The 24697-nt window shown below is 54.4% G+C and carries 20 protein-coding genes, 1 rRNA gene and 1 pseudogene; 9 read left to right on the top strand and 13 right to left on the bottom strand.

Going from position 1 to position 24697, the window contains the following annotated elements; translation table 11 throughout:
• Nucleotides 1-5: 5 nt before the first annotated feature.
• Nucleotides 6-121, top strand: a 5S ribosomal RNA gene (gene rrf, locus C3406_RS23125).
• Between the two features lie 90 nt (nucleotides 122-211).
• Here rrf and mobB read toward each other — a convergent pair.
• Both mobB and mobA read right to left on the bottom strand, forming a co-directional pair.
• Entirely contained in the window at nucleotides 212-715 is a 504-nt protein-coding gene (gene mobB / locus C3406_RS23120; RefSeq protein WP_103825302.1) for a molybdopterin-guanine dinucleotide biosynthesis protein MobB, read from the bottom strand.
• Entirely contained in the window at nucleotides 712-1296 is a 585-nt protein-coding gene (gene mobA, locus C3406_RS23115) for a molybdenum cofactor guanylyltransferase MobA (protein ID WP_103825301.1), read from the bottom strand. Before mobA ends, mobB begins: the two co-directional genes overlap by 4 nt.
• Before the next feature lie 68 nt (nucleotides 1297-1364).
• Between mobA and C3406_RS23110 the strand changes: the two genes are divergently transcribed.
• The 3 genes from C3406_RS23110 (at nucleotide 1365) to dsbA (ending at nucleotide 3347) form a co-directional block, all read left to right on the top strand.
• A complete protein-coding gene (locus C3406_RS23110) occupies nucleotides 1365-1634 on the top strand; it encodes a YihD family protein (RefSeq protein WP_039032193.1) in 270 nt (89 codons plus the stop codon).
• A gap of 75 nt (nucleotides 1635-1709) precedes the next feature.
• A complete protein-coding gene (locus C3406_RS23105; protein WP_103825300.1) occupies nucleotides 1710-2696 on the top strand; it encodes a serine/threonine protein kinase in 987 nt (328 codons plus the stop codon).
• Nucleotides 2697-2723: 27 nt separating this feature from the next.
• The gene (dsbA, locus tag C3406_RS23100; protein WP_103177586.1) at nucleotides 2724-3347 is read left to right on the top strand and encodes a thiol:disulfide interchange protein DsbA; all 624 of its coding nucleotides are present in this window, start codon (nucleotides 2724-2726) and stop codon (nucleotides 3345-3347) included.
• Nucleotides 3348-3362: 15 nt separating this feature from the next.
• Here the strand turns inward: dsbA and C3406_RS23095 are convergent, their stop codons facing one another.
• Complete coding sequence (locus C3406_RS23095; protein ID WP_103825299.1) at nucleotides 3363-4271, bottom strand: acyltransferase; 909 nt, start codon at nucleotides 4269-4271, stop codon at nucleotides 3363-3365.
• A gap of 436 nt (nucleotides 4272-4707) precedes the next feature.
• Here C3406_RS23095 and polA point away from each other — a divergent pair, with 436 nt between their 5' ends.
• A complete protein-coding gene (gene polA / locus C3406_RS23090; RefSeq protein WP_103825298.1) occupies nucleotides 4708-7500 on the top strand; it encodes a DNA polymerase I in 2793 nt (930 codons plus the stop codon).
• Between the two features lie 165 nt (nucleotides 7501-7665).
• Nucleotides 7666-7713, top strand: a complete 48-nt coding sequence (gene spfP / locus C3406_RS26950; protein ID WP_071892919.1) for a small protein SpfP — start codon at nucleotides 7666-7668, stop codon at nucleotides 7711-7713.
• A 98-nt stretch (nucleotides 7714-7811) separates the two neighbouring features.
• Here the strand turns inward: spfP and yihA are convergent, their stop codons facing one another.
• Nucleotides 7812-8438, bottom strand: coding sequence for a ribosome biogenesis GTP-binding protein YihA/YsxC (yihA, locus tag C3406_RS23085; RefSeq protein ID WP_103177583.1), 627 nt, complete (start codon nucleotides 8436-8438; stop codon nucleotides 7812-7814).
• 582 nt (nucleotides 8439-9020) lie between these two features.
• Between yihA and yihI the strand changes: the two genes are divergently transcribed.
• On the top strand, nucleotides 9021-9533 hold the full coding sequence (gene yihI, locus C3406_RS23080; RefSeq protein WP_103825297.1) for a Der GTPase-activating protein YihI: 513 nt from the start codon (nucleotides 9021-9023) through the stop codon (nucleotides 9531-9533).
• Nucleotides 9534-9721: 188 nt separating this feature from the next.
• Nucleotides 9722-11095, top strand: coding sequence for an oxygen-independent coproporphyrinogen III oxidase (hemN, locus tag C3406_RS23070; RefSeq protein WP_103825296.1), 1374 nt, complete (start codon nucleotides 9722-9724; stop codon nucleotides 11093-11095).
• A gap of 73 nt (nucleotides 11096-11168) precedes the next feature.
• Here hemN and C3406_RS23065 read toward each other — a convergent pair whose 3' ends face one another.
• The 4 genes from C3406_RS23065 to glnA form a co-directional block, all read right to left on the bottom strand.
• On the bottom strand, nucleotides 11169-11279 hold the full coding sequence (locus tag C3406_RS23065; protein WP_103825295.1) for a YshB family small membrane protein: 111 nt from the start codon (nucleotides 11277-11279) through the stop codon (nucleotides 11169-11171).
• 111 nt (nucleotides 11280-11390) lie between these two features.
• Nucleotides 11391-12803, bottom strand: coding sequence for a nitrogen regulation protein NR(I) (gene glnG, locus C3406_RS23060; protein WP_103825294.1), 1413 nt, complete (start codon nucleotides 12801-12803; stop codon nucleotides 11391-11393).
• A gap of 11 nt (nucleotides 12804-12814) precedes the next feature.
• Nucleotides 12815-13864: a nitrogen regulation protein NR(II) gene (glnL, locus tag C3406_RS23055; RefSeq protein WP_103177578.1), complete on the bottom strand. Its 1050-nt coding sequence runs from the start codon at nucleotides 13862-13864 to the stop codon at nucleotides 12815-12817.
• A 188-nt stretch (nucleotides 13865-14052) separates the two neighbouring features.
• Nucleotides 14053-15462, bottom strand: a complete 1410-nt coding sequence (glnA, locus tag C3406_RS23050) for a glutamate--ammonia ligase (RefSeq protein WP_103825293.1) — start codon at nucleotides 15460-15462, stop codon at nucleotides 14053-14055.
• A gap of 388 nt (nucleotides 15463-15850) precedes the next feature.
• On the opposite strand from glnA, the gene typA reads away from it, so the two are divergent.
• Nucleotides 15851-17674, top strand: a complete 1824-nt coding sequence (typA, locus tag C3406_RS23040) for a ribosome-dependent GTPase TypA (RefSeq protein ID WP_103177576.1) — start codon at nucleotides 15851-15853, stop codon at nucleotides 17672-17674.
• Between the two features lie 79 nt (nucleotides 17675-17753).
• Here typA and ompL read toward each other — a convergent pair whose 3' ends face one another.
• The 5 genes and pseudogenes from ompL to yihS form a co-directional block, all read right to left on the bottom strand.
• Complete coding sequence (ompL, locus tag C3406_RS23035; protein WP_103825292.1) at nucleotides 17754-18440, bottom strand: porin OmpL; 687 nt, start codon at nucleotides 18438-18440, stop codon at nucleotides 17754-17756.
• A 75-nt stretch (nucleotides 18441-18515) separates the two neighbouring features.
• A complete protein-coding gene (locus tag C3406_RS23030; protein WP_103825291.1) occupies nucleotides 18516-19940 on the bottom strand; it encodes an MFS transporter in 1425 nt (474 codons plus the stop codon).
• A 43-nt stretch (nucleotides 19941-19983) separates the two neighbouring features.
• The gene (locus tag C3406_RS23025; RefSeq protein ID WP_103825290.1) at nucleotides 19984-21366 is read right to left on the bottom strand and encodes an MFS transporter; all 1383 of its coding nucleotides are present in this window, start codon (nucleotides 21364-21366) and stop codon (nucleotides 19984-19986) included.
• Nucleotides 21367-21411: 45 nt separating this feature from the next.
• Nucleotides 21412-23436 (bottom strand): alpha-glucosidase, encoded by a 2025-nt coding sequence (locus C3406_RS23020; protein WP_103825289.1) that lies wholly within the window; start codon nucleotides 23434-23436, stop codon nucleotides 21412-21414.
• A 16-nt stretch (nucleotides 23437-23452) separates the two neighbouring features.
• Nucleotides 23453-24694: pseudogene (gene yihS, locus C3406_RS23015) on the bottom strand (sulfoquinovose isomerase).
• Nucleotides 24695-24697 lie beyond the last annotated feature (3 nt).

Raw genomic sequence — 24697 nt, 5'->3', positions numbered from 1 at the left:
ATTTGCCTGGCGGCTGTAGCGCGGTGGTCCCACCTGACCCCATGCCGAACTCAGAAGTGAAACGCCGTAGCGCCGATGGTAGTGTGGGGTCTCCCCATGCGAGAGTAGGGAACTGCCAGGCATCAAACAAGCCGAAAGCCCATCCTCACGGATGGGCTTTTTGCGTTGGGCGTTAAAAAAGCCGGGTGACGGCTTCGCCTTACCCGGCCTACTACGACCTCATCCATTGTTGAATGAACCCGACGATCTCCTCCGCATTATTGATATCCAGGACCGGTACCTGAAGCGACAGTGAAATATCACTGGCCACCGCGATAACATGTTCATCAAGCGTTAATTCATTAATCCCATGTCCGGTATCACTGCGAAACAGCAGGATCTTTGCCACCGGTTCATGCTTAAAACCCTCTACCAGGACCAGATCCAGCGTCGAATGATCCATCCGACTGATGAGGTAAGGCAGATCAAGGTCCTTCTCGTCCGGTGTCTCGGTCATTAAGGCCCAACGCTGGTTGCTGGCAACAATGGTTTGTGCCGCGCCAGCTTTGCGCAGTTCATAGCTGTCCTTGCCAGGAATATCCACATCCATATTGTGATGCGTGTGTTTGATAAGCCCGGGGCGCACGCCCCTCGCACAAAGTGTTGGGATAATGGCTTTTAACAGGGTGGTTTTCCCCGTGCCGCTCCATGCGGCGATCGCTAAAACAGGTATCATTTGTACCTCTGCATAGTGTCTATCTGTTCGAGGGTATTGATGTTAATAAACGCCTGTTTCATATCGCTAAAATCGACAGAATGTCCGCCAGCCTGTCGCATAAAGACCATTACCCGACGCTCTCCTGCAGCCAGGTAGCTCTGTAATGCCGGTATCAGCTGACGGTGCATTAGCGCAATGGTTGGATGATCGCGTTCGCCGTCATGCGCCCAGACAACTGCTGACGTTCCCCTGTGTTTAACAAAGCGCTCAGCCAGACAATCGGGGATAAACGGTGTATCGCAGGGGCAAAACAGAAACCACTCGGCATCGCACTGCTGCATAACAGAAAGCATGCCCGCCAGCGGCCCCGGGTAATCAGCCAGCGAGTCGGGATAGACGGGGTGTCCGCTTTCCCGGTAAACGGCGAGGTTTTTGTTAGCACTGATGGCTAGCGTACTCACTTGTTTACTCAGCGTGTGTGCCACGTGCTGCCATAACGGTGTGCCGTTCAACGTCTGCAGGCCCTTATCGACTCCCCCCATGCGGGATGCCTTGCCGCCGGCTAACACCACACCCGTGATCGTGCTTATCTGGCTCAACAATATCGCCTCTTTTATTGTGGGATTGACCCTGCTAACGTGTCACTCTTAATGAAAGGAGTATTACCATGAAATGTAAACGTCTGAATGAAGTTATTGAACTTCTCCAGCCAGCCTGGCAAAAAGAGCCAGAGCTTAACCTCGTGCAATTCTTACAGAAACTGGCGCAGGAGTCAGGTTATGAAGGCGAACTGGCCGACCTTTCCGATGACATCCTGATCTATCACCTGAAAATGCGCGATTCCGGTAAAGATGCTGTCATTCCCGGTATTCAGAAAGATTACGAAGAGGATTTCAAAACAGCCCTGCTGCGCGCACGTGGCGTAATTAAAGAGTAAAAGCTTGTAAGAGGCGCCACCGAAATCGCCGTTAAATGATATCCTCAATCATTCGTATAATTTCCGGATGATCGGATGAACGACCAGGCCTTTACTTTCCAGACCTTACACCCGGATACCATTATGGATGCTCTGTTTGAGCAGGGCATCCGGGTGGACTCAGGTCTGACCCCATTAAACAGCTATGAAAACCGTGTCTACCAGTTTCAGGATGAGGATCGTCAGCGCTTCGTCGTGAAATTTTATCGTCCGCAGCGCTGGTCAGCCGATCAGATTGAGGAAGAGCATCAGTTCGCCCTCGACCTGGTAGCCGATGACGTTCCTGTTGCCGCACCTCTGCAATTCAATGGTCAGACGCTGCTGTCGCATCAGGGGTTTTATTTTGCCGTTTTCCCAAGCCTCGGTGGCCGGCAATTTGAAGCCGATAATATCGATCAGATGGAATGGGTTGCCCGTTATTTAGGGCGCATTCATCAGACGGGAAAGAAGAGCGTCTTTTCTTCGCGTCCCACAATCGGCATTGCGGAATATCTGCTCGAACCGCGTCAGGTATTTGAAACCTCCACGCTGATCCCCTCAGGGCTGAAAGCTGAATTTCTGGCTGCAACGGATAATTTAATTAACGCTGTCACAGCGCGCTGGGATAACAACGTTAAAACGCTGCGCCTGCATGGTGATTGCCATGCCGGAAATATCCTCTGGCGCGACGGGCCATTATTTGTCGATCTCGACGATGCGAGAATGGGACCAGCGATTCAGGATCTCTGGATGCTGCTGAATGGCGATAAGGCTGAGCAGCGGATGCAGCTTGAGACGATTATCGAAGCCTATGAAGAGTTCACCCCTTTTAATTCAGACGAAATTGCATTAATCGAACCTTTACGCGCCATGCGTTTTGTTTATTATCTTGCATGGTTAATCAGGCGTTGGGACGACCCCGCTTTCCCCAGAAACTTCCCGTGGCTTACCGGAGAAGATTACTGGCGTAACCAGATATCCACATTTATTGAACAGGTAAAGGTTCTGCAGGAACCCCCTTTGCAATTAACGCCAATGTATTAATCGAACACATCCAGGAGAGAGTTGATCATGAAAAAAATATGGCTGGCGCTGGCAGGTATGATTCTGGCATTTAGCGCTTCGGCTGCACAGTTCACCGATGGTAAACAGTATATTACCCTCGACAAACCTGTAGCCGGAGAACCTCAGGTACTGGAGTTCTTCTCATTCTATTGCCCGCACTGCTATGAGTTTGAGCAGGTTCTGCATGTTTCCGAAAACGTGAAGAAGAAGCTGCCTGAAGGCACCAAAATGACCAAGTATCACGTTGAGTTCCTTGGCCCGCTGGGCAAAGACTTAACGCAGGCGTGGGCAGTCGCTATGGCCCTGGGCGTGGAAGACAAAATCACTGCACCGATGTTTGAAGCCGTGCAGAAAACCCAGTCTGTACAGACCACTGCTGATATCCGTAAGGTATTCGTTGATGCAGGCGTTAAGGGTGAAGAATACGATGCAGCCTGGAACAGCTTTGTCGTGAAATCTCTGGTGGCACAGCAGGAAAAAGCGGCCGCCGATCTGCAACTGCGTGGCGTTCCAGCCATGTATGTTAACGGTAAGTACCAGCTGAATATGCAGGGGATGGATACCAGCAGCATGGACATCTTCGTGCAGCAGTATGCCGACACCGTGAAGTATCTGGTTGAGAAGAAGTAATAAAGAAAACGCCGGTCAATGACCGGCGTTGTTGTATTGGGCTTTAATCCTGTCGATTAGCGCATCTTTTTCCGTCCACAGCGTGTTCAGCCAGAGCTGGAAACGCCGCTTAAAGTTCTTATCGTTAACATAGTCCCCATGTAACTCTTCTGCCACAGGCACCAGATCAATTCGCACCACAATCCGGGTTAACTTGCCGCTGAGCATATCGTAAAACGGCGTCTTGTCGTTCTCCGGATAACAGAGCGTCACGTCCAGTAATTTATCGAACTGTTGGCCCAGTACGTTAAGCGCCATGGCGATCCCCGCCGCTTTTGGCGGCAGCAGGTTGCTGTACGGTGAGCGGGTTTGCTGCTTTTTCTCTTCGGTAAAGCGAGAGCCTTCCACAAAATTGACGATGGTGGTGGGGTGCGCGCGAAACTTCTCGCAGGAGCGGCGTGTCGTTTCAACATCTTTGCCGCGACGTTCAGGATGACGGATCAGATAGCTACGGGAATAGCGCTTCATAAACGGCATATCCAGCGCCCAACAGGCCAGCCCAATAAAGGGTACCCAGGCGAGCTGCTGTTTAAGGAAGTACTTATTCATCGGAATGTGTTTGCGGAACAGTACGCATAACACCACGATATCGGCCCAGCTATGGTGGTTGCAGATAAGCAAATACCAGTTTTTCTTGTTAAGCCCTTCCAGACCTTGAACATCCCATTTCAGATGTGGATTAAGACGCAGAAGCACCGCCAGACCTTCACACCAGCAGTACATCATAACGTTACAGAATGCAGATACGGCACGCCAGACAACGGGGATCGGTAATAGCAGTTTAATTATTCCGGCGATGATGATCGGCACAGAACAGGCGATGGTGACCAGAATAGTTAATGCGATACTTAAGAAGAGGGTGATCGCAGCCAGGAGTCTAGACATGATGAATGTTTTCAGGTAGTTAGCTATGGATGGCGCCTGATAAACAGACACCGGACGCTGATTTTATCAGAAAACGGTTAAAGGATGGCGCTTTAACTTGGCGGGAAAGCTGATTTGTATGCGCTGTGGAGAAAAATCCTGTTATGCCGATCCTGCGTGGCTTATATCCACATGGAGTAAATTGTCATCAATCGAAAATATGAGATCGTGATCAAATCACAACTCATTGATTATTAATGTTAATAATTATCTCATCGATCCTTATTAAGCACATTTAATCCAGGTGACAGAAAATATTCACAAACTTATCCACAGTTTTAATTTGCGAGCGATCCTCAGGATCGCAAAATCTTTGGCTGTATTGGCGGTGAAAAACTGATGTTTTCATCCTTCTGTGGCATCCTTTATTCATAAATTACTTAAAGGCACGGACATTATGGTTCAGATCCCCGAAAATCCGCTTATTCTCGTCGACGGCTCGTCTTACCTCTATCGGGCATATCATGCCTTTCCTCCGCTGACTAACAGTGCGGGAGAGCCTACGGGCGCAATGTATGGTGTGCTGAACATGCTGCGTAGCTTGATCATGCAGTATCAGCCAAGCCATGCCGCCGTGGTCTTCGATGCGAAAGGCAAAACTTTCCGGGATGAGCTGTTCGAACATTACAAATCTCATCGTCCGCCGATGCCGGACGATCTGCGCGCGCAAATTGAGCCTCTGCATAAGATGGTAAAAGCGATGGGGCTGCCTTTGATGGCCGTCTCGGGTGTTGAAGCGGATGATGTTATCGGTACGCTGGCGCGTGAAGCTGAGAAAATGGGCCGCCCGGTCCTGATCAGCACCGGCGATAAAGACATGGCTCAGCTGGTCACGCCGGGGATCACCCTGATTAACACCATGACCAATACCATTCTTGGGCCGGAAGAGGTCGTCGCTAAGTATGGCGTGCCGCCGGAACTGATCATCGACTTCCTCGCGCTGATGGGCGACTCCTCCGATAACATTCCTGGCGTACCGGGCGTGGGCGAGAAAACGGCCCAGGCGCTGCTGCAAGGTCTGGGCGGGCTGGATACGCTGTATAGTGAGCAGGATAAAATCGCCGGGCTGACCTTCCGCGGTGCCAAAACCATGGCCGCTAAGCTTGAGCAAAACAAAGAGGTGGCCTACCTCTCTTATCAGCTGGCAACCATCAAAACAGACGTCGAACTGGATCTGACCTGTGAACAGCTTGAAGTGCAGCAACCTGCCGTTGAAGAGCTGTTAGGCCTGTTTAAGCAGTACGAGTTCAAACGCTGGATAACCGATGTCGAAGCGGGGAAATGGCTGCAGGCGAAAGGGGCTAAACCGGCGGCTAAGCCAAAGGAGACCCTGGTGATCGATGCGGAAGAGGAGCCGGAAGAAGAAGCCAGCGTGCTCTCTTCTGAGCATTACGAAACCATCCTGGATGAAGCGCAGCTGCAACGCTGGATTGAAAAGCTCCAGCAGGCACCGGTATTCGCTTTTGATACCGAAACCGACAGCCTCGATAATGTCTCCGCCAATATGGTGGGTCTCTCCTTTGCCACAGAGCCTGGCGTTGCCGCCTATGTGCCGGTTGCCCACGACTATCTGGATGCGCCTGAACAGATCGCCCGCGAGCGCGTTCTTGAGCTCCTCAAACCGATCCTTGAAGATGAAAAAGCGCTGAAGGTGGGGCAAAACCTGAAGTTCGATCGCGGTATCCTGCAGAACTATGGTATTGAGTTGCGCGGCATTGCGTTCGATACCATGCTGGAGTCCTATATCCTCGACAGCGTCGCCGGTCGTCACGATATGGATTCGCTCTCCGACCGCTGGCTGAAGCATAAAACCGTCACCTTTGAGCAGATCGCCGGTAAGGGCAAGAATCAGCTGACCTTTAACCAGATCGCCCTGGAAGAGGCGGGACACTATGCGGCAGAAGACGCTGACGTCACGCTGCAACTGCATTTAAAGATGTGGCCGAAGCTGCAAAAACACGCCGGGCCGCTGAACGTGTTCCAGAATATCGAGATGCCGCTGGTGCCGGTTCTGTCCCGCATCGAGCGCAACGGCGTGAAAATCGATCCGGCTGTGTTGCACAAGCACTCAGAAGAGATCGCCCTGCGCCTGCACGAGCTGGAACAAAAAGCGCATGAGATCGCCGGTGAGCCCTTTAACCTCTCGTCGACTAAACAGCTGCAGACCATCCTGTTTGAAAAGCAGGGTATCAAGCCGCTGAAGAAAACACCGGGCGGGGCGCCTTCCACCTCTGAAGAGGTGCTTGAGGAGCTGGCGCTGGACTATCCTCTGCCAAAAGTGATCCTTCAGTATCGTGGGCTGGCAAAGCTGAAATCGACCTATACCGATAAGCTGCCGTTGATGATCAACCCAAAAACGGGCCGCGTACATACCTCTTACCATCAGGCGGTAGCGGCTACCGGGCGACTCTCCTCAACCGATCCTAACCTGCAAAACATTCCGGTGCGTAATGAAGAAGGGCGCCGTATCCGTCAGGCGTTTATTGCGCCAGAGGATTACGTCATTGTCTCTGCTGACTATTCACAGATTGAGCTGCGCATCATGGCGCACCTCTCCCGGGATAAAGGGCTGTTGACCGCCTTTGCGGAAGGGCAGGATATTCACCGGGCCACGGCAGCCGAAGTGTTTGGTATGCCGCTGGAGAGCGTCACCGGGGAACAGCGCCGCAGCGCGAAGGCGATCAACTTTGGCCTTATCTACGGCATGAGCGCCTTTGGCCTCTCCCGCCAGCTCAATATTCCGCGTAAAGAGTCGCAGAAGTATATGGATCTCTATTTCGAGCGCTACCCGGGCGTGCTGCAGTATATGGAGAACACGCGCACCCAGGCGAAAGAAAAAGGCTATGTCGAAACCCTGGAAGGGCGTCGCCTCTATCTGCCGGACATCAAATCCAGCAATGCGGCCCGCCGTGCCGGTGCCGAACGTGCGGCAATCAATGCCCCGATGCAGGGGACGGCGGCAGATATCATTAAACGTGCCATGATCGCCGTTGACGCCTGGCTGGAGAAAGAGCAGCCGCGGGTGCGGATGATCATGCAGGTGCACGATGAACTGGTGTTTGAGGTGCATAAAGACGATCTGGAACCGGTCTCGAAAAAGATCCATGAACTGATGGAAAACAGCGTCAAACTGGATGTGCCATTGCTGGTGGAAGTCGGTCAGGGAGAAAACTGGGATCAGGCTCACTAACGCTTTCTGGGATATGAACACTTTCTGTAAGTAAGCAACATATCCATGAACGTTTTGTGATGATCATTAGAATTCCCTATGTAAAGAATGAAAAAAAACTACAAAAAGTGCTTTGTCTATAGTCTAAAAAAGGGTAGAGTTATTCGCGTAGGGTACAGAGGTAAGATGTTCTATCTTTCAGACCTTTTACTTCACGTAATCGGATTTGGCTGAATATTTTAGCCGCCCCAGTCAGTAATGACTGGGGCGTTTTTTATTGCGGCAAAGAAAAGTTCAACGCAAAAAAAGCGCGGACATCGCCGCGCTCATCATTACTCATCCGCTTCTGACGCGGGTTCCAGCTCGCTGTACCAGATATCCAGTTTCTCACGCAGTTTGTCCACACCTTGCTTCTTCAGCGAAGAAAACGCCTCTACCTGGATGTCGCCGTTAAACGCCAGCACAGCTTCACGCACCATATTCACCTGCGCTTTACGCGCGCCGCTGGCCAGCTTGTCGGCTTTGGTGAGCAGTACCAATACCTGGATCCCGCTCTCTACGGCCCAGTGGATCATCTGCTGATCGAGATCTTTAAGCGGATGGCGAATATCCATCAGGACGACCAGGCCCTTCAGACACAGGCGTTTTTCCAGGTATTCCCCCAGCGCGCGCTGCCACTTGAGTTTCATCTCTTCCGGAACTTCTGCATAGCCATAGCCTGGCAGGTCAACCAGGCGCTTGCCCGGAGCGACTTCGAACAGGTTAATCAGCTGGGTGCGGCCAGGCGTTTTAGAGGTACGCGCCAGGCTTTTCTGATTGGTCAGGGTATTCAGAGCGCTGGATTTCCCCGCGTTGGACCGGCCAGCAAATGCCACTTCAAGACCCGTATCGGCGGGTAAATGGCGAATATCAGGCGCACTGAGGAGAAAATGCGTCTGGTGATAATTCAGGTTGGTCACGTGGTTGTCTCCAGAAATTCGTAACGTTGGGGGGATTATACCTGAACAGAGAGAAAAGGCTTTTCCCATCGGCAACCCGGCTGTAAGTAAAAACCCTGAGCTTTGTGAGAGATCTGCCATTTTAACTATGGGATATTTAAGAAAAATCGCAGCGCTTTAAAAAATCAAAACGATTAAAATCAAACTATTAACAGTTAGTCTTAGTCTGAAAGTCGCGGAAAATGGCCGTTTGTGGCTTGTGAGTTCAGCCTGAAACGGTAAAGTAGCGTTCAACGGCGAGGATGCCGACAGGAACCGGACTTAAGGACAAGGGTCAGGAGCGCCAGGAGGCGAAGACACAGGAAAGTCAGGAAGACGAACGCCTTGGAGGCGTTAAAAAAGGAAATGGAACCTATCACGGACGGTACCTGCTAAGGGATAGACAGGGTTAGTCGTAAGCAAACAAGGATTGTCAGACCCGTAACGGGTTGTGAGTCAGGAAAAAAGGCGACAGATTGCTCTGTCGCCTTTTTTCTTTGCTTGCTTTCTGCTAGATTTCGCCGCAATTCTATACTCAAGAAAACGACTTAAAGACAAAACACCATGAAAAAACCGACCTCCGCTGCAGGCGCTAAACGTCCTGCTAAAGCACGCCGCAAAACGCGCGAAGAACTGAATCAGGAAGCGCGCGATCGCAAACGCGAGAAAAAACATCGTGGTCATGCTGCGGGTAGCCGCGCGAGTGGCGGTGCTTCAGGCGCGTCTGCGAATAACAAGCAGCAGAAAGACCCGCGTATCGGCAGTAAAAAACCGGTTCCATTAGGCGTGACCGATGCCCCGGTCACCAGGCAGCACAAACCGAAGAGCGAGAAACCTATGCTTTCACCGCAGGCTGAGCTGGATTTGCTGGAGAATGATGAGCGCCTGGACGCGCTGCTGGAACGTCTTGAAGAGGGTGAAACCCTGAATGCCGAAGAGCAGTCATGGGTGGATGCCAAACTGGATCGCATCGATGAACTGATGCAGAAGCTTGGCCTCTCTTACGACGATGAAGACGAAGAGGAAGAAGAAGAGAAACAGGAAGATATGATGCGCCTGTTGAAAGGTGGAAACTAACATTTGCACCCGGCAGGTTCTATTGTCCTGCTAATAACCCTTCCGGTTATATGTTATCTGGTGTGGTTATTCGTTAAACTACGGCGGTTGTCGCGGCGACAGAAGTGGCTGCGCACCCGATTCATGGCCCGCACAGGGGGCAGAACGGGCCGCCGTATACGAACGCGACACCAACGGAAGGAGTGAGCATGTCTGTAGCAACCATCGACTGGGATCTGGCCCTGATCCAGAAATATAACTATTCCGGGCCGCGTTATACCTCGTATCCCACTGCGCTGGAGTTTTCCGACGCTTTTGGTGATAGCCAATTCCAGCAGGCGGTGGCGCGTTACCCTGACCGCCCGCTCTCTCTGTATGTTCATATCCCGTTCTGCCACAAGCTCTGCTATTTCTGTGGCTGCAACAAAATTGTGACCCGCCAGCAGCACAAGGCGGAGCAATATCTGGATGCGCTTGAGCAGGAGATCCTGCATCGCGCGCCGCAGTTTGCCGGTCGTCACGTCAGCCAGCTCCACTGGGGCGGCGGTACGCCGACCTACCTGAATAAAGCGCAAATCAGCCGTCTGATGACCCTGCTGCGGAATAACTTCCGCTTCAATGGCGATGCTGAAATCTCTATCGAAGTAGACCCGCGGGAAATCGAGCTGGATGTGCTCGATCATCTGCGTGCCGAAGGGTTTAACCGCCTGAGTATGGGCGTGCAGGACTTTAATAAAGAGGTCCAGCGGCTGGTGAATCGCGAACAGGATGAAGAGTTCATTTTTGCTCTGTTAAACCATGCCCGGGAGATTGGCTTCACCTCCACCAACATCGATCTGATTTATGGCCTGCCGAAGCAGACGCCAGACAGTTTCGCCTATACGTTAAAGCGCGTGGCGGAACTCAACCCGGACCGCCTGAGCGTCTTCAACTATGCGCATCTGCCGACGCTGTTTGCTGCCCAACGCAAAATCAAAGATGCCGATCTGCCTTCCGCGCAGCAAAAACTGGATATCCTGCAGGAAACCATCACGTCGTTGACCCAGACCGGCTACCAGTTCATCGGCATGGATCACTTTGCCCGCCCGGATGACGAGCTGGCTATTGCCCAGCGCGAGGGTGTTCTGCATCGTAACTTCCAGGGCTACACCACCCAGGGCGATACGGATCTGCTGGGGATGGGGGTGTCGGCCATCAGCATGATTGGCGTCTGCTATGCGCAAAACCAGAAAGAGCTGAAGCTCTACTATCAGCAGGTGGATGAAACCGGCAACGCGCTGTGGCGCGGCATCGCGTTAACCCGCGACGACTGTATTCGCCGGGACGTGATCAAGGCGCTGATCTGTAATTTCCGTCTCGACTTCAGCGCGGTGGAAGCGCAGTGGGATCTCATTTTTAAAGACTACTTTGTGGAAGACATGAAGCTGTTGGCACCGCTGGCGAAAGATGGGCTGGTGGAGGTGACGGAAAGTGCGATTGAGGTTACGCCGAAAGGGCGCCTGTTGATTCGTAATATCTGTATGTGCTTCGATGCCTATCTGCGGCAGAAAGCCCGTATGCAGCAGTTCTCGCGGGTGATTTAAGCCGCATTGCCGGGTGGCGGCTTCGCCTTACCCGGCCTACATTTCGCGCTTTGTAGGCCGGGTAAGCGAAGTGCTAGCTAAACAACCCCACCAGCGCCGCACACAGCACAGCTGCAACTGCCGTTTGCGGCGTATGGCTTTCGACTGCTCCGCTAGTCAACAAATTCACGATTGATTCCAGCATGATGACCCCCCATTTTTCCGGGCAAGATCATACTCAACTCATCAGTACAGTAAAGCGCAAAATAGCACCAGTTTGCGCTTAATTAACTCTCTTTACACAGGGGGGAGGCGATCACTCCATCCCCAGTTCTTTTAACTTACGCGTCAGGGTATTGCGCCCCCAGCCGAGCAGGCGTGCCGCCTCCTGCTTGTGGCCCTGGGTATGGCGCAGCGCGGTGGTCAGCAGCGTGCGCTCCATTTCGGGCTGCGCCTCGGAGAGCAGGTCCTGATGACCGGAGCGCAGGGCACGATCGGCCCATTGCGCCAGCAGTGTCGCCCAGCTGTCGGGCAGGCTCTGGCCAGAGCTGCTTTCCGGAACATGAGTTTCGAAAAGCTCGGGCGGCAGATCCTGAATCAACACTTCCTGGCCAGCGGCCATGACCGTCAGCCAGCGGCAGGTATTTTCCAGCTGACGCACGTTGCCCGGCCAGGCCAGGCGCGTCAGCGCCGCTTCGGTTTCCGGGTGCAGCAGCTTGGCTTCCACACCCAGTTCGCGGGCGGCATCCTGCAGGAAATGACGCGCCAGGCGCGGGATATCTTCCCGGCGCTCACGCAGCGGCGGCAGGTGTACGCGAATGACGTTCAGGCGGTGGAACAGGTCTTCACGGAATTTTCCCTCCTGGACGCGCAGCTCCAGGTTCTGGTGGGTGGCGGCGATAATACGCACATCCACTTTGACCGGGGCGTAGCCGCCCACGCGGTAAAACTGGCCGTCCGCCAGCACGCGCAGCAGACGTGTCTGAACGTCGAGAGGCATATCGCCGATCTCATCCAGGAACAGCGTCCCGCCGTCCGCCTGCTCAAAGCGGCCCTGACGGATGGTGTTAGCGCCGGTAAAGGCCCCTTTTTCATGGCCGAACAGCTCGGACTCAATCAAATCCTTGGGGATCGCCGCCATATTCAGGGCGATAAATGGGGCTTTGACGCGCGGGCTGTGGCGATGCAGGGCATGCGCAACCAGCTCTTTCCCGGTGCCTGACTCGCCGTTAATCAGCACGCTGATGGAGGAGCGTGACAGGCGACCAATGATGCGAAACACATCCTGCATCGCCGGGGCTTCACCAATGATATCGGTGGTAGGGCCGAAAACCGGGGCATTGCGCGGCTGCTGCTGTTCCTGGTAGTGGCTGATAGCGCGTTCAACCAGCGCCACCGCTTCGTCAATATCGAACGGTTTTGGCAGATAATCGAACGCCCCCTGCTGGTAAGCGCTGACGGCGGCGTCCAGATCGGAGTGGGCGGTCATTATGATGACCGGAAGCATCGGATGACGCTGCTTGATCTGTTTTAACAGCGCGAGCCCATCCATTCCCGGCATACGGATATCGGACAGCAGCACATCCGGGGTTTTGGTGGTGAGTGCATCAAGCACATCGGCACCACTCTCAAAAGCCGTACAGCTTAAACCTGCTCCGGTAAGCGCCCGTTCAAGCACCCAGCGGATGGAGCTATCGTCATCAACTACCCAGACTATCCCTCGTTGCATAACCTAACCCTCTATTTCCTGATTGGCAGGTAAACCGAAAACTCGGTATGACCCGGCCAACTGGTAAATTCAATTTTGCCGGAATGCTGATCTATCAAATTACGGGCAATCGATAAGCCAAGCCCGGTCCCGCCTTCACGGCCGCTGACCATCGGGTAAAACAGCGTGTCCTGTAAATGGGAAGGAATGCCCGGACCGTTATCTTCCACATCAATGCGGGCCGCCAGACGGTAGCGCGTGCCGTGCAGGGTGAGCTGAAAGGCGGTGCGGGTACGCAGAATAATCTCTCCGCCTTCCGCCCCTAATGCCTGCAGGGCGTTGCGCACGATATTCAGTAAAACCTGCTCAATCTGGTCGGGATCGTGCGGCAGTTCCGGCAGGCTGGGATCGTAATCCCGAATTAACCTGACGTTATCCGGCAGTTCCATCGACACCAGCTTGACGACGCGCTCCGCCACTTTGTGAATGCTTTCGGTGACATGCATCCCGGGTTGCTGCGGTCCCAGCAGGCGATCCACCAGGTTCCGCAGGCGGTCGGCCTGTTCAATGATGACGTTGGTGTATTCCGCCAGCGCCGGGTCGGGCAGGGCTTTGGTGAGCAGCTGTGCCGCACCGCGCAGGCCGCCGAGCGGATTTTTGATCTCATGGGCGAGGCCGCGCACCAGATCGCGGGCCGCAATCTGCTGAGCATGCTGGAGCTGCTCCTGGCTCAGGCGACGCTGATTATCCATCGGCGCCATCTCCAGCAGAATGAGCCCTTCCGGCAGCCGCTGCGCGGTCAGCGACAGAATATGCGAACGTCCGTCGATCACCAGCGTCACTTCGTTATCGGTAAAGCCTTGCCCCGCCTGCAGGCTCTCCTGCATCAGGCCGATATTCAGGGAAAAATAACTCAACAGCTCGGGCAGCGGCGCGCCAAACAGTTTGCGTGAACTTTGCGCCAGTAACTGCTGGGCCGCGGGATTGGCGTAATGCACCGCCAGATCGTCATCGACCAGTAAAATGCTGTTGATAAGAGAATTGAGGATCTGCCCAGCATCGGGCAGCGTGCCAGTTGCCATTCAGCAGTCTCCTGGAGTTGTTTGCACTATTTTAGTGCAGTATAGCGTTTTTACGGCGAAAAACGCGTCAGATCAGCTTGTTGGCGGTGAAAAAAGCCCATCCGAAGATGGGCTGAAAAGTTTCCACGGCAACAAAAAAAACGGCTATCAATCTCGCGCGGAAAAGGCCGCGCGACAGGGATTGAAGATTAGACGCTGTAGTACAGTTCGAACTCAACCGGGTGCGGCGTCATGCGAACGCGGTCGTTCTCTTCCATACGCAGTGCGATGTAAGCATCGATCGCTTCGTCAGTGAACACGCCGCCCGCAGTCAGGAACTCGCGGTCTGCGTCCAGTGCGTTCAGTGCTTCTTCCAGAGAACCGGCAACCTGTGGGATCTCTTTCGCTTCTTCTGGCGGCAGGTCGTACAGGTTTTTGTCCATCGCTTCGCCCGGGTGGATCTTGTTCTTGATACCGTCCAGACCCGCCATCAGCAGTGCTGCGAAGCACAGGTATGGGTTAGCAGCCGGGTCCGGGAAGCGCACTTCGATACGACGTGCTTTCGGAGAAGCTACCACCGGAATACGGATAGAAGCAGAACGGTTACGGGCAGAGTAGGCCAGCATTACTGGCGCTTCGTAGCCTGGGACCAGACGCTTGTAAGAGTTAGTGGTTGGGTTCGCCAGGGCGTTGATCGCTTTAGCGTGTTTGATAACACCACCGATGTAGTGCAGTGCCTGCTCGGACAGACCCGCATACTTGTCGCCAGCGAACAGGTTAGTCCCGTTTTTGGATAGGGACATGTGGCAGTGCATACCGGAACCGTTGTCGCCAAACATTGGTTTTGGCATGAAGGTCGCGGTTTTACCGAAGCGGTGCGCAACGTTGTGAACAACGTATTTGTAGATCTGAATTTCGTCCGCTTTCTTGGTCATGGTGTTGAAACGGGTGGCGATTTCGTTCTGGCCAGCAGTTGCAACTTCATGGTGATGGGCTTCAACAACCAGACCCATCTCTTCCATGATCAGACACATGGTAGAACGGATGTCCTGAGAAGAGTCAACCGGTGGAACCGGGAAGTAACCGCCTTTAACGGCTGGACGGTGACCTTTGTTACCGCCTTCGTATTTGGTGGAGGAGTTCCATGCGCCTTCGATATCATCGATAGCAACGTGGGAACCGGAAGTGGTCGCACCAAAACGGATGTCGTCGAACAGGAAGAACTCTGGCTCTGGCCCGAACAGAACGGTGTCTGCGATGCCGGTGGAGCGCAGGTACTCTTCAGCGCGTTTAGCGATAGAGCGTGGGTCGCGGTCGTAGCCCTGCAGGGTGCCTGGCTCGAGGATATCGCAACGGATGATCAAGGTAGACTCTTCGAAGAACGGGTCAATGAGGGCAGTAGATGCGTCAGGCATCAGAACCATGTCGGATTCGTTGATACCTTTCCAGCCACCAATCGAGGAGCCGTCAAACATTTTGCCTTCTTCAAAGAATTCGGCATTCACCTGATGAGCAGGAATAGTGACGTGCTGTTCTTTACCTTTGGTATCGGTGAAGCGCAGATCAACAAACTTCACTTCATGTTCGTTCAGCATCGTCAAAACGTGTTCAGCGGACATACTTAACTCTCCAGATTGGTCATTGTCGTCGTGGTAACGAGGTCTTCAAATTCTGTATAAGGCAGGCGGTGGTGCCTTTTGTTGCCGTATTTTTTATAAAGCGAAATCTGTGCCAACTTTTAAAACACCCCAAAAAGGCGCTATCATGCGCACCGTAGTGCAAAAGGGCTGCACCACGGTGGTTTTGTTGCACCATTATAGTGCTTCAATGTGAACATTGAGCACCATATTGGTGCAATTTACGTTAAAGTGCCCTTTTACCGCTCCGTGAAAGCGATCACAAAGCATCTCTGCGATACTTGTTTGCGGGGGATGTTTGTGATCCTGTTTTGTAGTGCGATTAATCCGTGTACAATAACGCGCTATTTCTAATGCCTGAGGCAAAGTTGTGATCGAAAATCTGCGTAATATCGCCATCATCGCGCACGTTGACCATGGTAAAACTACCCTGGTTGATAAGCTGCTGCAGCAATCCGGTACGTTCGATGCGCGTGCCGAAACTCAAGAACGCGTGATGGACTCCAACGATTTGGAGAAAGAGCGTGGGATTACCATCCTCGCTAAAAACACCGCGATCAAATGGAATGACTACCGTATCAACATCGTTGATACCCCAGGGCACGCCGACTTCGGTGGTGAAGTTGAGCGCGTGATGTCCATGGTGGATTCCGTGCTGCTGGTGGTTGACGCATTTGACGGCCCAATGCCGCAGACGCGCTTCGTAACCAAGAAAGCATTCGCCCATGGCCTGAAGCCAATCGTGGTAATCAACAAAGTTGACCGTCCTGGCGCGCGTCCTGACTGGGTTGTTGATCAGGTCTTCGACCTGTTCGTTAACCTGGATGCAACCGACGAACAGCTGGACTTCCCGATCGTTTATGCGTCTGCGCTGAACGGTATCGCTGGCCTGGACCACGAAGACATGGCTGAAGACATGACCCCGCTGTACCAGGCGATTGTTGACCATGTTCCGGCACCAAACGTCGATCTCGACGGTACCCTGCAGATGCAGATCTCTCAGCTGGACTACAACAACTACGTTGGTGTAATCGGCATTGGTCGTATCAAGCGCGGTAAAGTGAAGCCAAACCAGCAGGTCACTATCATCGATAGCGAAGGTAAAACCCGTAACGGTAAAGTCGGTAAAGTGCTGACTCACCTGGGCCTTGAGCGTATCGAGAGCGACATTGCGGAAGCTGGCGACATCATCGCTATCACCGGTCTGGGCGAGCTGAACATCTCTGACACCATCTGCGACCCGCAGAATGTGGAAGCGCTGCCAGCGCTGTCTGTTGATGAGCCGACCGTAACCATGTTCTTCAACGTCAACACCTCTCCGTTCTGTGGTAAAGAAGGTAAGTTCGTTACCTCCCGTCAGATCCTTGACCGCCTGAACAAAGAGCTGGTGCACAACGTTGCGCTGCGCGTTGAAGAAACCGAAGATGCTGATGCATTCCGCGTTTCTGGTCGTGGTGAGCTGCACCTGTCTGTTCTGATCGAAAACATGCGTCGTGAAGGTTTCGAAATGGCGGTTTCCCGTCCGAAAGTTATCTTCCGTGAAATCGATGGCCGTAAACAAGAGCCATTCGAGAACGTGACGCTGGACGTTGAAGAGCAGCATCAGGGTTCTGTAATGCAGGCTCTGGGTGAGCGTAAAGGCGACCTGAAAAACATGAATCCAGATGGCAAAGGCCGCGTACGTCTCGACTACGTGATCCCAAGCCGTGGCCTGATCGGCTTCCGTTCTGAGTTCATGACCATGACCTCTGGTACCGGTCTGCTGTACTCCACCTTCAGCCACTACGACGACGTTCGTCCGGGTGAAGTCGGTCAGCGTAACAACGGCGTTCTGATCTCCAACGGTCAGGGTAAAGCGGTTGCGTTCGCCCTGTTCAGCCTGCAGGACCGCGGTAAGCTGTTCCTGGGTCACGGTGCTGAAGTTTACGAAGGCCAGATCATCGGTATTCACAGCCGTTCTAACGACCTGACTGTAAACTGCCTGACCGGTAAGAAACTGACCAACATGCGTGCGTCCGGTACTGACGAAGCAACGGTTCTGGTTCCACCGGTTAAGATGACGCTGGAGCAGGCTCTGGAATTCATCGATGACGACGAACTGGTAGAAGTAACACCACAGTCTATCCGTATCCGTAAACGTCACCTGACTGAAAACGATCGTAAACGTGCAATGCGCGGTTCAAAAGAAGATTAATACAGTCAGTCTGTAGGCCGGGTAAGCGCATGCGCCTCCCGGCAGGTAAAAAGCCGCTGAGCGATCAGCGGCTTTTTTATTAGAACGCGTACCGCACGCCCAGACGGATTCGGTACTGCTCGCGGTTGTAATCATTCCATCTGTCCAGCCACTGGAGTTCGAGGTACGGCAACCAGTTTCTGTCGATCTTATAGCTGAACTTGTTCGTTATTTCCCAGTGGTGATCTTTGCCATTCTTACTGTGGTAATCATTTACCCGCTGGAAAAAGTGCGGCTCAAAGGTGTAGAAAAACGCATCCGTCACTTTAAAATTCCAGTAGTTAGCAAACTCGTGCGTGTCGTTCTTATCCATCTGCCCGTTATAGTCCGGCGTATCGTAATTGTTGTGGTTATAGCGATAGCGGAACGTCAGGTTGAACCCATCCGTAAATTTGTAGTTGGTATCTAAATAAACAGCGCCGCCCGACCCTGCGCTGCTGTCGTTAATTAAACCGCCCGGCTGGAAGGTGAGTTTGTTGGTTGGTTTAAAGAGCGGATACCACCCCTCTATTTCGTTATAGCTATGCTTAAGCTCATCCCATCTCCCCACGTTATAAGCGTTGGTGAACATCAGCCCCGCGCCCATATCGAAGTTATAGCCAGCTCGCAGGATCACCTCATGTAGCTCGGAGGCCGTATTGTATGCTTCTCGTGTTTCGACATACGCCCCGGCAAATATTGGGCAGGAGACAGACGACACGATCAGTGCAGTAATGATTCTTTTCATAACTTATCCATGTATCAGATAAAGAAAGGCCACCCCTCCCGTGGAATGGGAAGGGATTCATGGCCAGATTTATTGTTATAAAGTGACTGCTGACGCTTTATCGTTGGTGGTTATCTCAGGGGTATTCGCTGATGGTTTTTTTCGTTTGGCAATCTCCTCAATAATAAAGGCGAAGCGCGCTTCGTTGAGTTTATAAAAGAGTCCCATCGTGATGGCGGCGATAATCGCCAGGCCGCAGGGCCAGAGAAAAATAAGCTGGCGCAGCCCCAGCAGCGTGCTTGCGCTCTGCACCGCATGGGGCACGTAACCGATCTGGGTCAGCATAATGCCAGGCAAGAAACCGGCGAGGGCCGCGGAGATTTTGCGCGAGAAGGTGTAGCCGGTATAAACCGACTCTTCGGCGCGAATGCCGGTTTTCCACTCGCCATAATCAACGGTATCCGGCACCAGGGCCCAGTTCAGGCTGTTGACGAAAGCGGTGCCGAAAAAGGCCATACAGGAAAAGAGCACAAACAGCAGGGAGTTGCTCCCCCAGAAGAAGTTCAGCACGTCGCCCACCGCCCATAGCGTCAGCCCGCCCAGGTAAACCGGTTTTTTGCCGAAACGCTTAACCGCGCCGGGTACCAGAAAAACGCCGACCAGAATGCAGCCCATGCTGAAAAAACCCATCCACGACAGCAGATGCAGATCGTTCAGCACGTACTGGGTGTAATAGACCTGAATCGCCAGCTTGATGTTAAAGGCGGCAAGGGTACAGAGGTTGGCGATGCATAAGACCAGCAGCGGCGGGTTGCGGAAAATTGCGCAGAACGATTTCAGAATGCCGGGTTTATGGTGATCGGGTGTGACCTCCACGTAGCGCTCCTTCACGCCGCTGTAGCACCCCCACATGCAGAACAGCCCGCCAGTGACAAACACCAGAGCGGCAACCAGATAGCCGAGGGAGGGCTGGCTGACGAACAGCGCCTGAATGGGCATAAAACCGACGGTGCAGAGCAATAACCCCACCGTTGCGCCGCCCTGGCGCCACGCCGCAAGCTGCGCGCGTTCGTTCGGGTTTTTGGTGATGGCCGGGACCATCGCACCGTAGGCGCAGTTCATCAGGCTATAGCAGAGGCCGAACATCATGAAGAGCACGGTGGCGATAGCCGTTTTCACCGTCAGGCTAAAGTCGTTAGCCATAAACTGCGCCGCGGCAACCAGCGCGACCGGTACCGAAGCATAGAGAATAAAGGGCCGGAATTTTCCCCGTGCGCCGATATTTCGCCGGGAGTCCAGCAGCACGCCGGTCAGCATGTCGGTAAAGGCGGTAAAGAACTTCGCCACCAAAAAGATAATGCCGCCATAGAACGCGGGCATGCCCAGTTCGTCGGTGTAAAACTTCAGCAGATAGAGCGTGCCGATACACAGCATCAGGTTAGAGCCAAAATCGCCCATCCCGTAGGCGCACTTCTCGCGCAGGCTCAACTTCAGGGTTAACGGATCAGGAGTGTGTGTCATGGTCGATCCTCATAGCGCCCCGCAGGGCGCTCGCTCAAGTCAGTTATGCCGTACGTTTGCGCAGCTCGATCTCTTCCACGATGCGCACATACATCTTCTCGTTGAGGTTGTAGAAGCAACCCATCGCCACAATGGTGATGACCGCCAGCAGGCTGGGGTAGATAAATATCAGCTGCCGCAGCCCTTCAACGGTTCCGGCGGATTGCACCACGTTGGGCACATAGCTGATCTGCGTGAGCATGATCCCCGGGAAGAAGCCCGCCAGCGCCTGGGAAACCTTACGGAAGAAGGTAAAGCCGGTGTAGACCGTCCCCTCGGAGCGCACGCCGGTGCGCCACTCGCCGTATTCCACGGTATCGGACACCAGCGCCCAGTTCAGGCTGTTCACAAACGCGGAACCAAAGAACGCCAGGCAGGAGAACGCCACAAAGCTCACGGAGCCGCCGCCGAAGAAGTAGTTGAGCAGATCGCCCGCCACCCAAATCATCAGCCCGGTGATATAGACCTTTTTCTTGCCGAAGCGCCGCACCGCGCCGGGCATCATAAAGACGCCGATAAAAATACAGCCCATACTGAAGAAGCCCATGTACGACAGCAGGATCGGGTCGTTCAGCACGTACTGCGTGTAGTAGACCTGAATGGCGAGCTTGACGTTAAAGGCACCCAGCGTGCACAGGTTGGCGATGCAGAGAATAAACAGTGGACGGTTCCCGGCGATGGCGCGAAACGACTGCAACAGTCCCGGTTTTTGCGCCGGATTAGCAGGCTGCGTCTCGACGTAACGCTCGGTCACGCCCTTATAGCACCACCACATAAAGAACAGCCCGAACAGCGAGAAAAGGGTGGCGGCAAAGATATAGCCAAGCTGGTCATTGCCCTCAATCAGGTTCATTACTGGGACAAAACCGACGGTACAGAGCAGCAGGCCAAGCGTGGCACCACCCTGACGCCAGGCGGCCAGCGAGGCGCGCTCGTCCGGGTTTTTGGTAATGGCGGGCACCATCGCGCCGTAAGAGCAGTTCATCATGCTGAAGAACAGGCCGTACAGCATGAACAGCACCGTCGCCATCACCGTTTTACCGGTGATTTCAAACGGCGTGCCGACGAAGTTGGCAATCGCCAGCAGCGTCACCGGGAAGGCGGCATACAGCACGAACGGGCGGAATTTTCCTTTCGGGCCGATCTTGCGCCGGGCGTCGAGCATGATCCCGGTCCCCATGTCGGTGAAGGCGGTAAAGAACTTGGCAATCAGGAAGATGATCCCGCCGTAGGTCCCCGGCAGGCCCAGCACATCGGTGTAGAACTTCAGCAGATAGAGCGTGCCGATATCCAGCAGGATGTTAGAGCCGAGATCGCCCATCCCGTAGGCGAGTTTTTCTTTAAACGGCAGGCGCAGGGTTGCCGGATCAGAAGTATGTTGACTCATTATTGTTCTCCGTCTGCCCGCAGGTTTCCCCGCGGGCGAGCCTTATCAGATATGACGTAAGGTGCTAAACAGATCTGCCCATTCGCTTTGCTGGCGATAGAAGACCGGCGGTTTGCCGAGCGGGGCATTAACGGTTATGTCACCGCCCCGGCAGGTTTCACCCGTCCACGCATTCACCCAGCTGTCCTGCGGCAGATAAAGCGTCCAGTCATGGCGGCCCTCTTCATACACGGGCGCCACCAGCAGATCGCGGCCAAACAGATACTGGTATTTCAGCGTGTAGGCGCGTGCGTCCTCTTCATAGTGCAGGAACAGCGGACGCATCACCGGCAGGCCGCTTTTCGCGTTCTGCGCGACGGCAGCTTTGATATAGGGCTTCAGGGTGGTGAAGACGGTGGTCATGCGCGCGAAGTGCGCGATGGTTTCGGCGTCGCCGTCGAACTGCCAGTTATCGCCAGGGCGGTTGCCTTCATGGGTACGCATCATCGGCGTAAAGGCGCTGAAATCGCACCAGCGCAGCAGCAGCTCTTTGCTGCGTTTCATCTCGAACAGGGTGGTATAGCCGCCGATGTCGCTGTGATGCAGGCCGTGGCCGGTCATCGCCAGCGAGAGCGCAGCAGGCACGACGGACGCCAGACCGTCGTCCAGGCTCCAGTCGACGTTCTGATCTCCCGCCCACATCATCACCGAGTGTTTCTGGCTGCCGGTGTAACCCGCGCGCATAAAGAACAGGATCTCGCCGAGCTTGCCGGTCTCTTCCAGCGCCTCGTAGTTACATTTCGCCCACAGGGCAGGCCAGGCGTTATGCATGATCTCCGCGCTGACGCCGTTGTGCAGGAAGGTATCGGTTGGCAAATATTCCCCGAAATCGGCCATCCAGCCGCCGCAACCCAGCTCGATCAGGTTCTTTTTGATCACCTCTTTGTACCAGCCGTAGGCTTCCGGGTTGGTCAGGTCGATAACGCCCGCGTAGAACTCGCCGAACTCGACGTGGTAATCCTTGCCGTCGGCGTCTTTGGTCAGATAGCCGCGTTTTGCCGCCTCTTCACAGAGGTCTTTGTCGCTGGCAACGTAGGGGTTGATATAGGAGAGGAACTGCACCCCTTCCTGTTTCCACTGCGCAATACGCTCATCGAGCTGCGGATAGAGTTCGCTGTTCCACTTCCAGTTCCACATCACGCGTTTGCCGAAGGAGGTCATGCGGATGCCGGACCAGTCCTGCGCCCAGATGCCGTTCACCTTCACGCCGCCTTCGCGCATGAGGTCGAGTTTCTGCTGGCATACGTCGGTGCCACCCTGAATACCCAGCGTCACCCCGTCGTAAACCCAGTCTGGCAGCTCCGGCTGACGCCCCAGCAGGCCGGTGAGTTTTTCCAGCAGATCGACATACGTTTCCGCGCAGTCGAAGCGTAGCGTGGCGTTATCTTCCCAGAACGCCAGCTCGTGGAAGTCCGGCGCACTGAAGTCGAAGTTCATGTAGCAGCTGTTATCCACGTGGCAGTAGTACTTCTGGGTGCTCACAAAGGTGGGTTGCGGGAAGAAGGTCCAGTAGTAATCCCCGCCCGCGTTCTCTTTGCAGTCGGCCTGCCAGGTCACGTAAGTCTGCTTATTGCGGCCCACGCCCTGTTCGCTGGTCCACAAGGGGAACGGCTTGCCGCGCAGGTCGAAGTAGGAGAACTGCTCCCCGCAGCCGTAGATATGATCCTCAGGCTGTGCCGCCAGCCGCAGCCAGATGCGGTTATGGCGGGTGGCATCGTTTTTGAGCTTTAACGTCAGGCGGCCTTCCGTATCAAGATCCACCAGCAGCGTGGCGCTTACCGCATCGCCACGGGTGAAGCGGATCGCCCAGCCCGCCTTTTGCTGCGTGACGGTCGCGTCGGTCAGGGCAATCTTTTCGTTGAGCTTATCCTGAATGCTGAAATTGCCGCGGAACATCTCAATATCGGCAACGCCTGCGCCGATCCACAGGCAGGGGGCGTCGGGCGAATGGGACAAAATCAGGCGATCCTGCCAGTGCAGGGTGAAACCGCGATCGTGAGTTTTCAAATCAATATCGTGTAGGGTACGCATAAGATCTCCGTTTTTATTATTTGGCCTGGCTATCCAGTAAGCCGGCGGCAACGGCTGGGGCTAACCCTGGCGCCAGCGGTAAGCGCGGGATCACCAGGCAGTGCAGCAGATGGTAAATATCCTGCTTGCCGTCCCAGACCTTAGTGGTCACTTCGTTATTGGCATCCAGCTCCTGCCACCAGGAGCCGTTCTAGTAATCCATCAGGTATTTGATGCAGTAATCCCACCATTTCTGATACCAGGCTTCGTACTGCGCCTCGCCGGTCACGGTATAGAGGGCATAGGCCGTGCCCATCGCTTCGACGATCGGCCAGCGCACGCGTTCGCGCACGATAGGCTTACCATCCCAGCCGACGGAGTAGACGAAGCCGTCGGCCCCGTCCGGCGCCCAGGCGTCGCGGATGGTGGCGTGGAACAGTCCTTTTGCATCTTCCAGCAGCCACGCCGGCGGGGTTTCAAAGCGGGCTTCCAGCGCGGCGCGCAGATGCAGCATCAGACGGCCCCACTCAATCCAGTGTCCCGGCGTACCGCCGTAGGCGCGGAAACGGTGGGCGGGATTATCGATGTTGTAGTCGCGGATCGGGTTCCAGTTGGTATCGAAATGCTCGTTAACGCGATACTCACCTTTGCGCGCCACGTCGTGAATAATCACCGAGGCGATGCGCAGGGCGCGATCGAGCCATTTGCGATCGTGGGTGACGTCATAGACGATCAGGAAGGCTTCCACGGCATGCATGTTGGCGTTGCCGCCACGGTAATCTTCCGTTTTGCTGAAGGCTTCGTCCCAGGATTCCAGACACATCTGTTCCTGTTCGCTCCAGAAGTAGCGCTCAATCACCTCGATGGCGTCGTCCAGCAGCTTGCGTGCCTGTGGGTGTCCGGTAGTAACGGCACTCGCTGCGCCGAGCAGCACGAAGAAGTGCTGATAGCCCTGCTTGGAGGCATCTATCACCCCTTCATCGTTAACGCAGGCGTACCAGCCGCCGTGCTGTTTGTCGCGCAGCGGACCGTTCAGGGCATTGATGCCGTGCTCAACCAGGGCGTATGCACCCGGGCGTCCCATGTTGGCCGCCACCGCGTAGACGTGCAGCATACGGGCGGTGATCCACAGATGGGTGCCCATATCGCTACGAACCTGGCCGTTATTGCCCAGCCAGCCAAAGCCGGTGGGAACGGCGGCGTTTTTGCCGAAGTCGAGAATGCGGTCGGTCTCTTGTTCGAGCCAGCGGTTATGGCTCAGGGTGTTAAACCATTTCATATT

The sequence above is a fragment of the Leclercia sp. LSNIH8 genome (assembly GCF_002920195.1).
In the GTDB taxonomy this organism is placed as follows: Bacteria; Pseudomonadota; Gammaproteobacteria; order Enterobacterales; family Enterobacteriaceae; genus Enterobacter.
Note: the sequence above shows the minus strand (reverse complement) of the source record. Positions and strands in the feature narration are given on the sequence as shown.

What these genes read in the sequence shown, in the direction of transcription:
- mobB (WP_103825302.1), bottom strand. Translation starts at nt 715, where the DNA reads ATGATACCTGTTTTAGCGATCGCCGCATGGAGCGGCACGGGGAAAACC.
- C3406_RS23110 (WP_039032193.1), top strand. Translation starts at nt 1,365, where the DNA reads ATGAAATGTAAACGTCTGAATGAAGTTATTGAACTTCTCCAGCCAGCC.
- C3406_RS23105 (WP_103825300.1), top strand. Translation starts at nt 1,710, where the DNA reads ATGAACGACCAGGCCTTTACTTTCCAGACCTTACACCCGGATACCATT.
- dsbA (WP_103177586.1), top strand. Translation starts at nt 2,724, where the DNA reads ATGAAAAAAATATGGCTGGCGCTGGCAGGTATGATTCTGGCATTTAGC.
- C3406_RS23095 (WP_103825299.1), bottom strand. Translation starts at nt 4,271, where the DNA reads ATGTCTAGACTCCTGGCTGCGATCACCCTCTTCTTAAGTATCGCATTA.
- polA (WP_103825298.1), top strand. Translation starts at nt 4,708, where the DNA reads ATGGTTCAGATCCCCGAAAATCCGCTTATTCTCGTCGACGGCTCGTCT.
- yihI (WP_103825297.1), top strand. Translation starts at nt 9,021, where the DNA reads ATGAAAAAACCGACCTCCGCTGCAGGCGCTAAACGTCCTGCTAAAGCA.
- hemN (WP_103825296.1), top strand. Translation starts at nt 9,722, where the DNA reads ATGTCTGTAGCAACCATCGACTGGGATCTGGCCCTGATCCAGAAATAT.
- C3406_RS23065 (WP_103825295.1), bottom strand. Translation starts at nt 11,279, where the DNA reads ATGCTGGAATCAATCGTGAATTTGTTGACTAGCGGAGCAGTCGAAAGC.
- glnG (WP_103825294.1), bottom strand. Translation starts at nt 12,803, where the DNA reads ATGCAACGAGGGATAGTCTGGGTAGTTGATGACGATAGCTCCATCCGC.
- glnL (WP_103177578.1), bottom strand. Translation starts at nt 13,864, where the DNA reads ATGGCAACTGGCACGCTGCCCGATGCTGGGCAGATCCTCAATTCTCTT.
- glnA (WP_103825293.1), bottom strand. Translation starts at nt 15,462, where the DNA reads ATGTCCGCTGAACACGTTTTGACGATGCTGAACGAACATGAAGTGAAG.
- ompL (WP_103825292.1), bottom strand. Translation starts at nt 18,440, where the DNA reads ATGAAAAGAATCATTACTGCACTGATCGTGTCGTCTGTCTCCTGCCCA.
- C3406_RS23030 (WP_103825291.1), bottom strand. Translation starts at nt 19,940, where the DNA reads ATGACACACACTCCTGATCCGTTAACCCTGAAGTTGAGCCTGCGCGAG.
- C3406_RS23025 (WP_103825290.1), bottom strand. Translation starts at nt 21,366, where the DNA reads ATGAGTCAACATACTTCTGATCCGGCAACCCTGCGCCTGCCGTTTAAA.
- C3406_RS23020 (WP_103825289.1), bottom strand. Translation starts at nt 23,436, where the DNA reads ATGCGTACCCTACACGATATTGATTTGAAAACTCACGATCGCGGTTTC.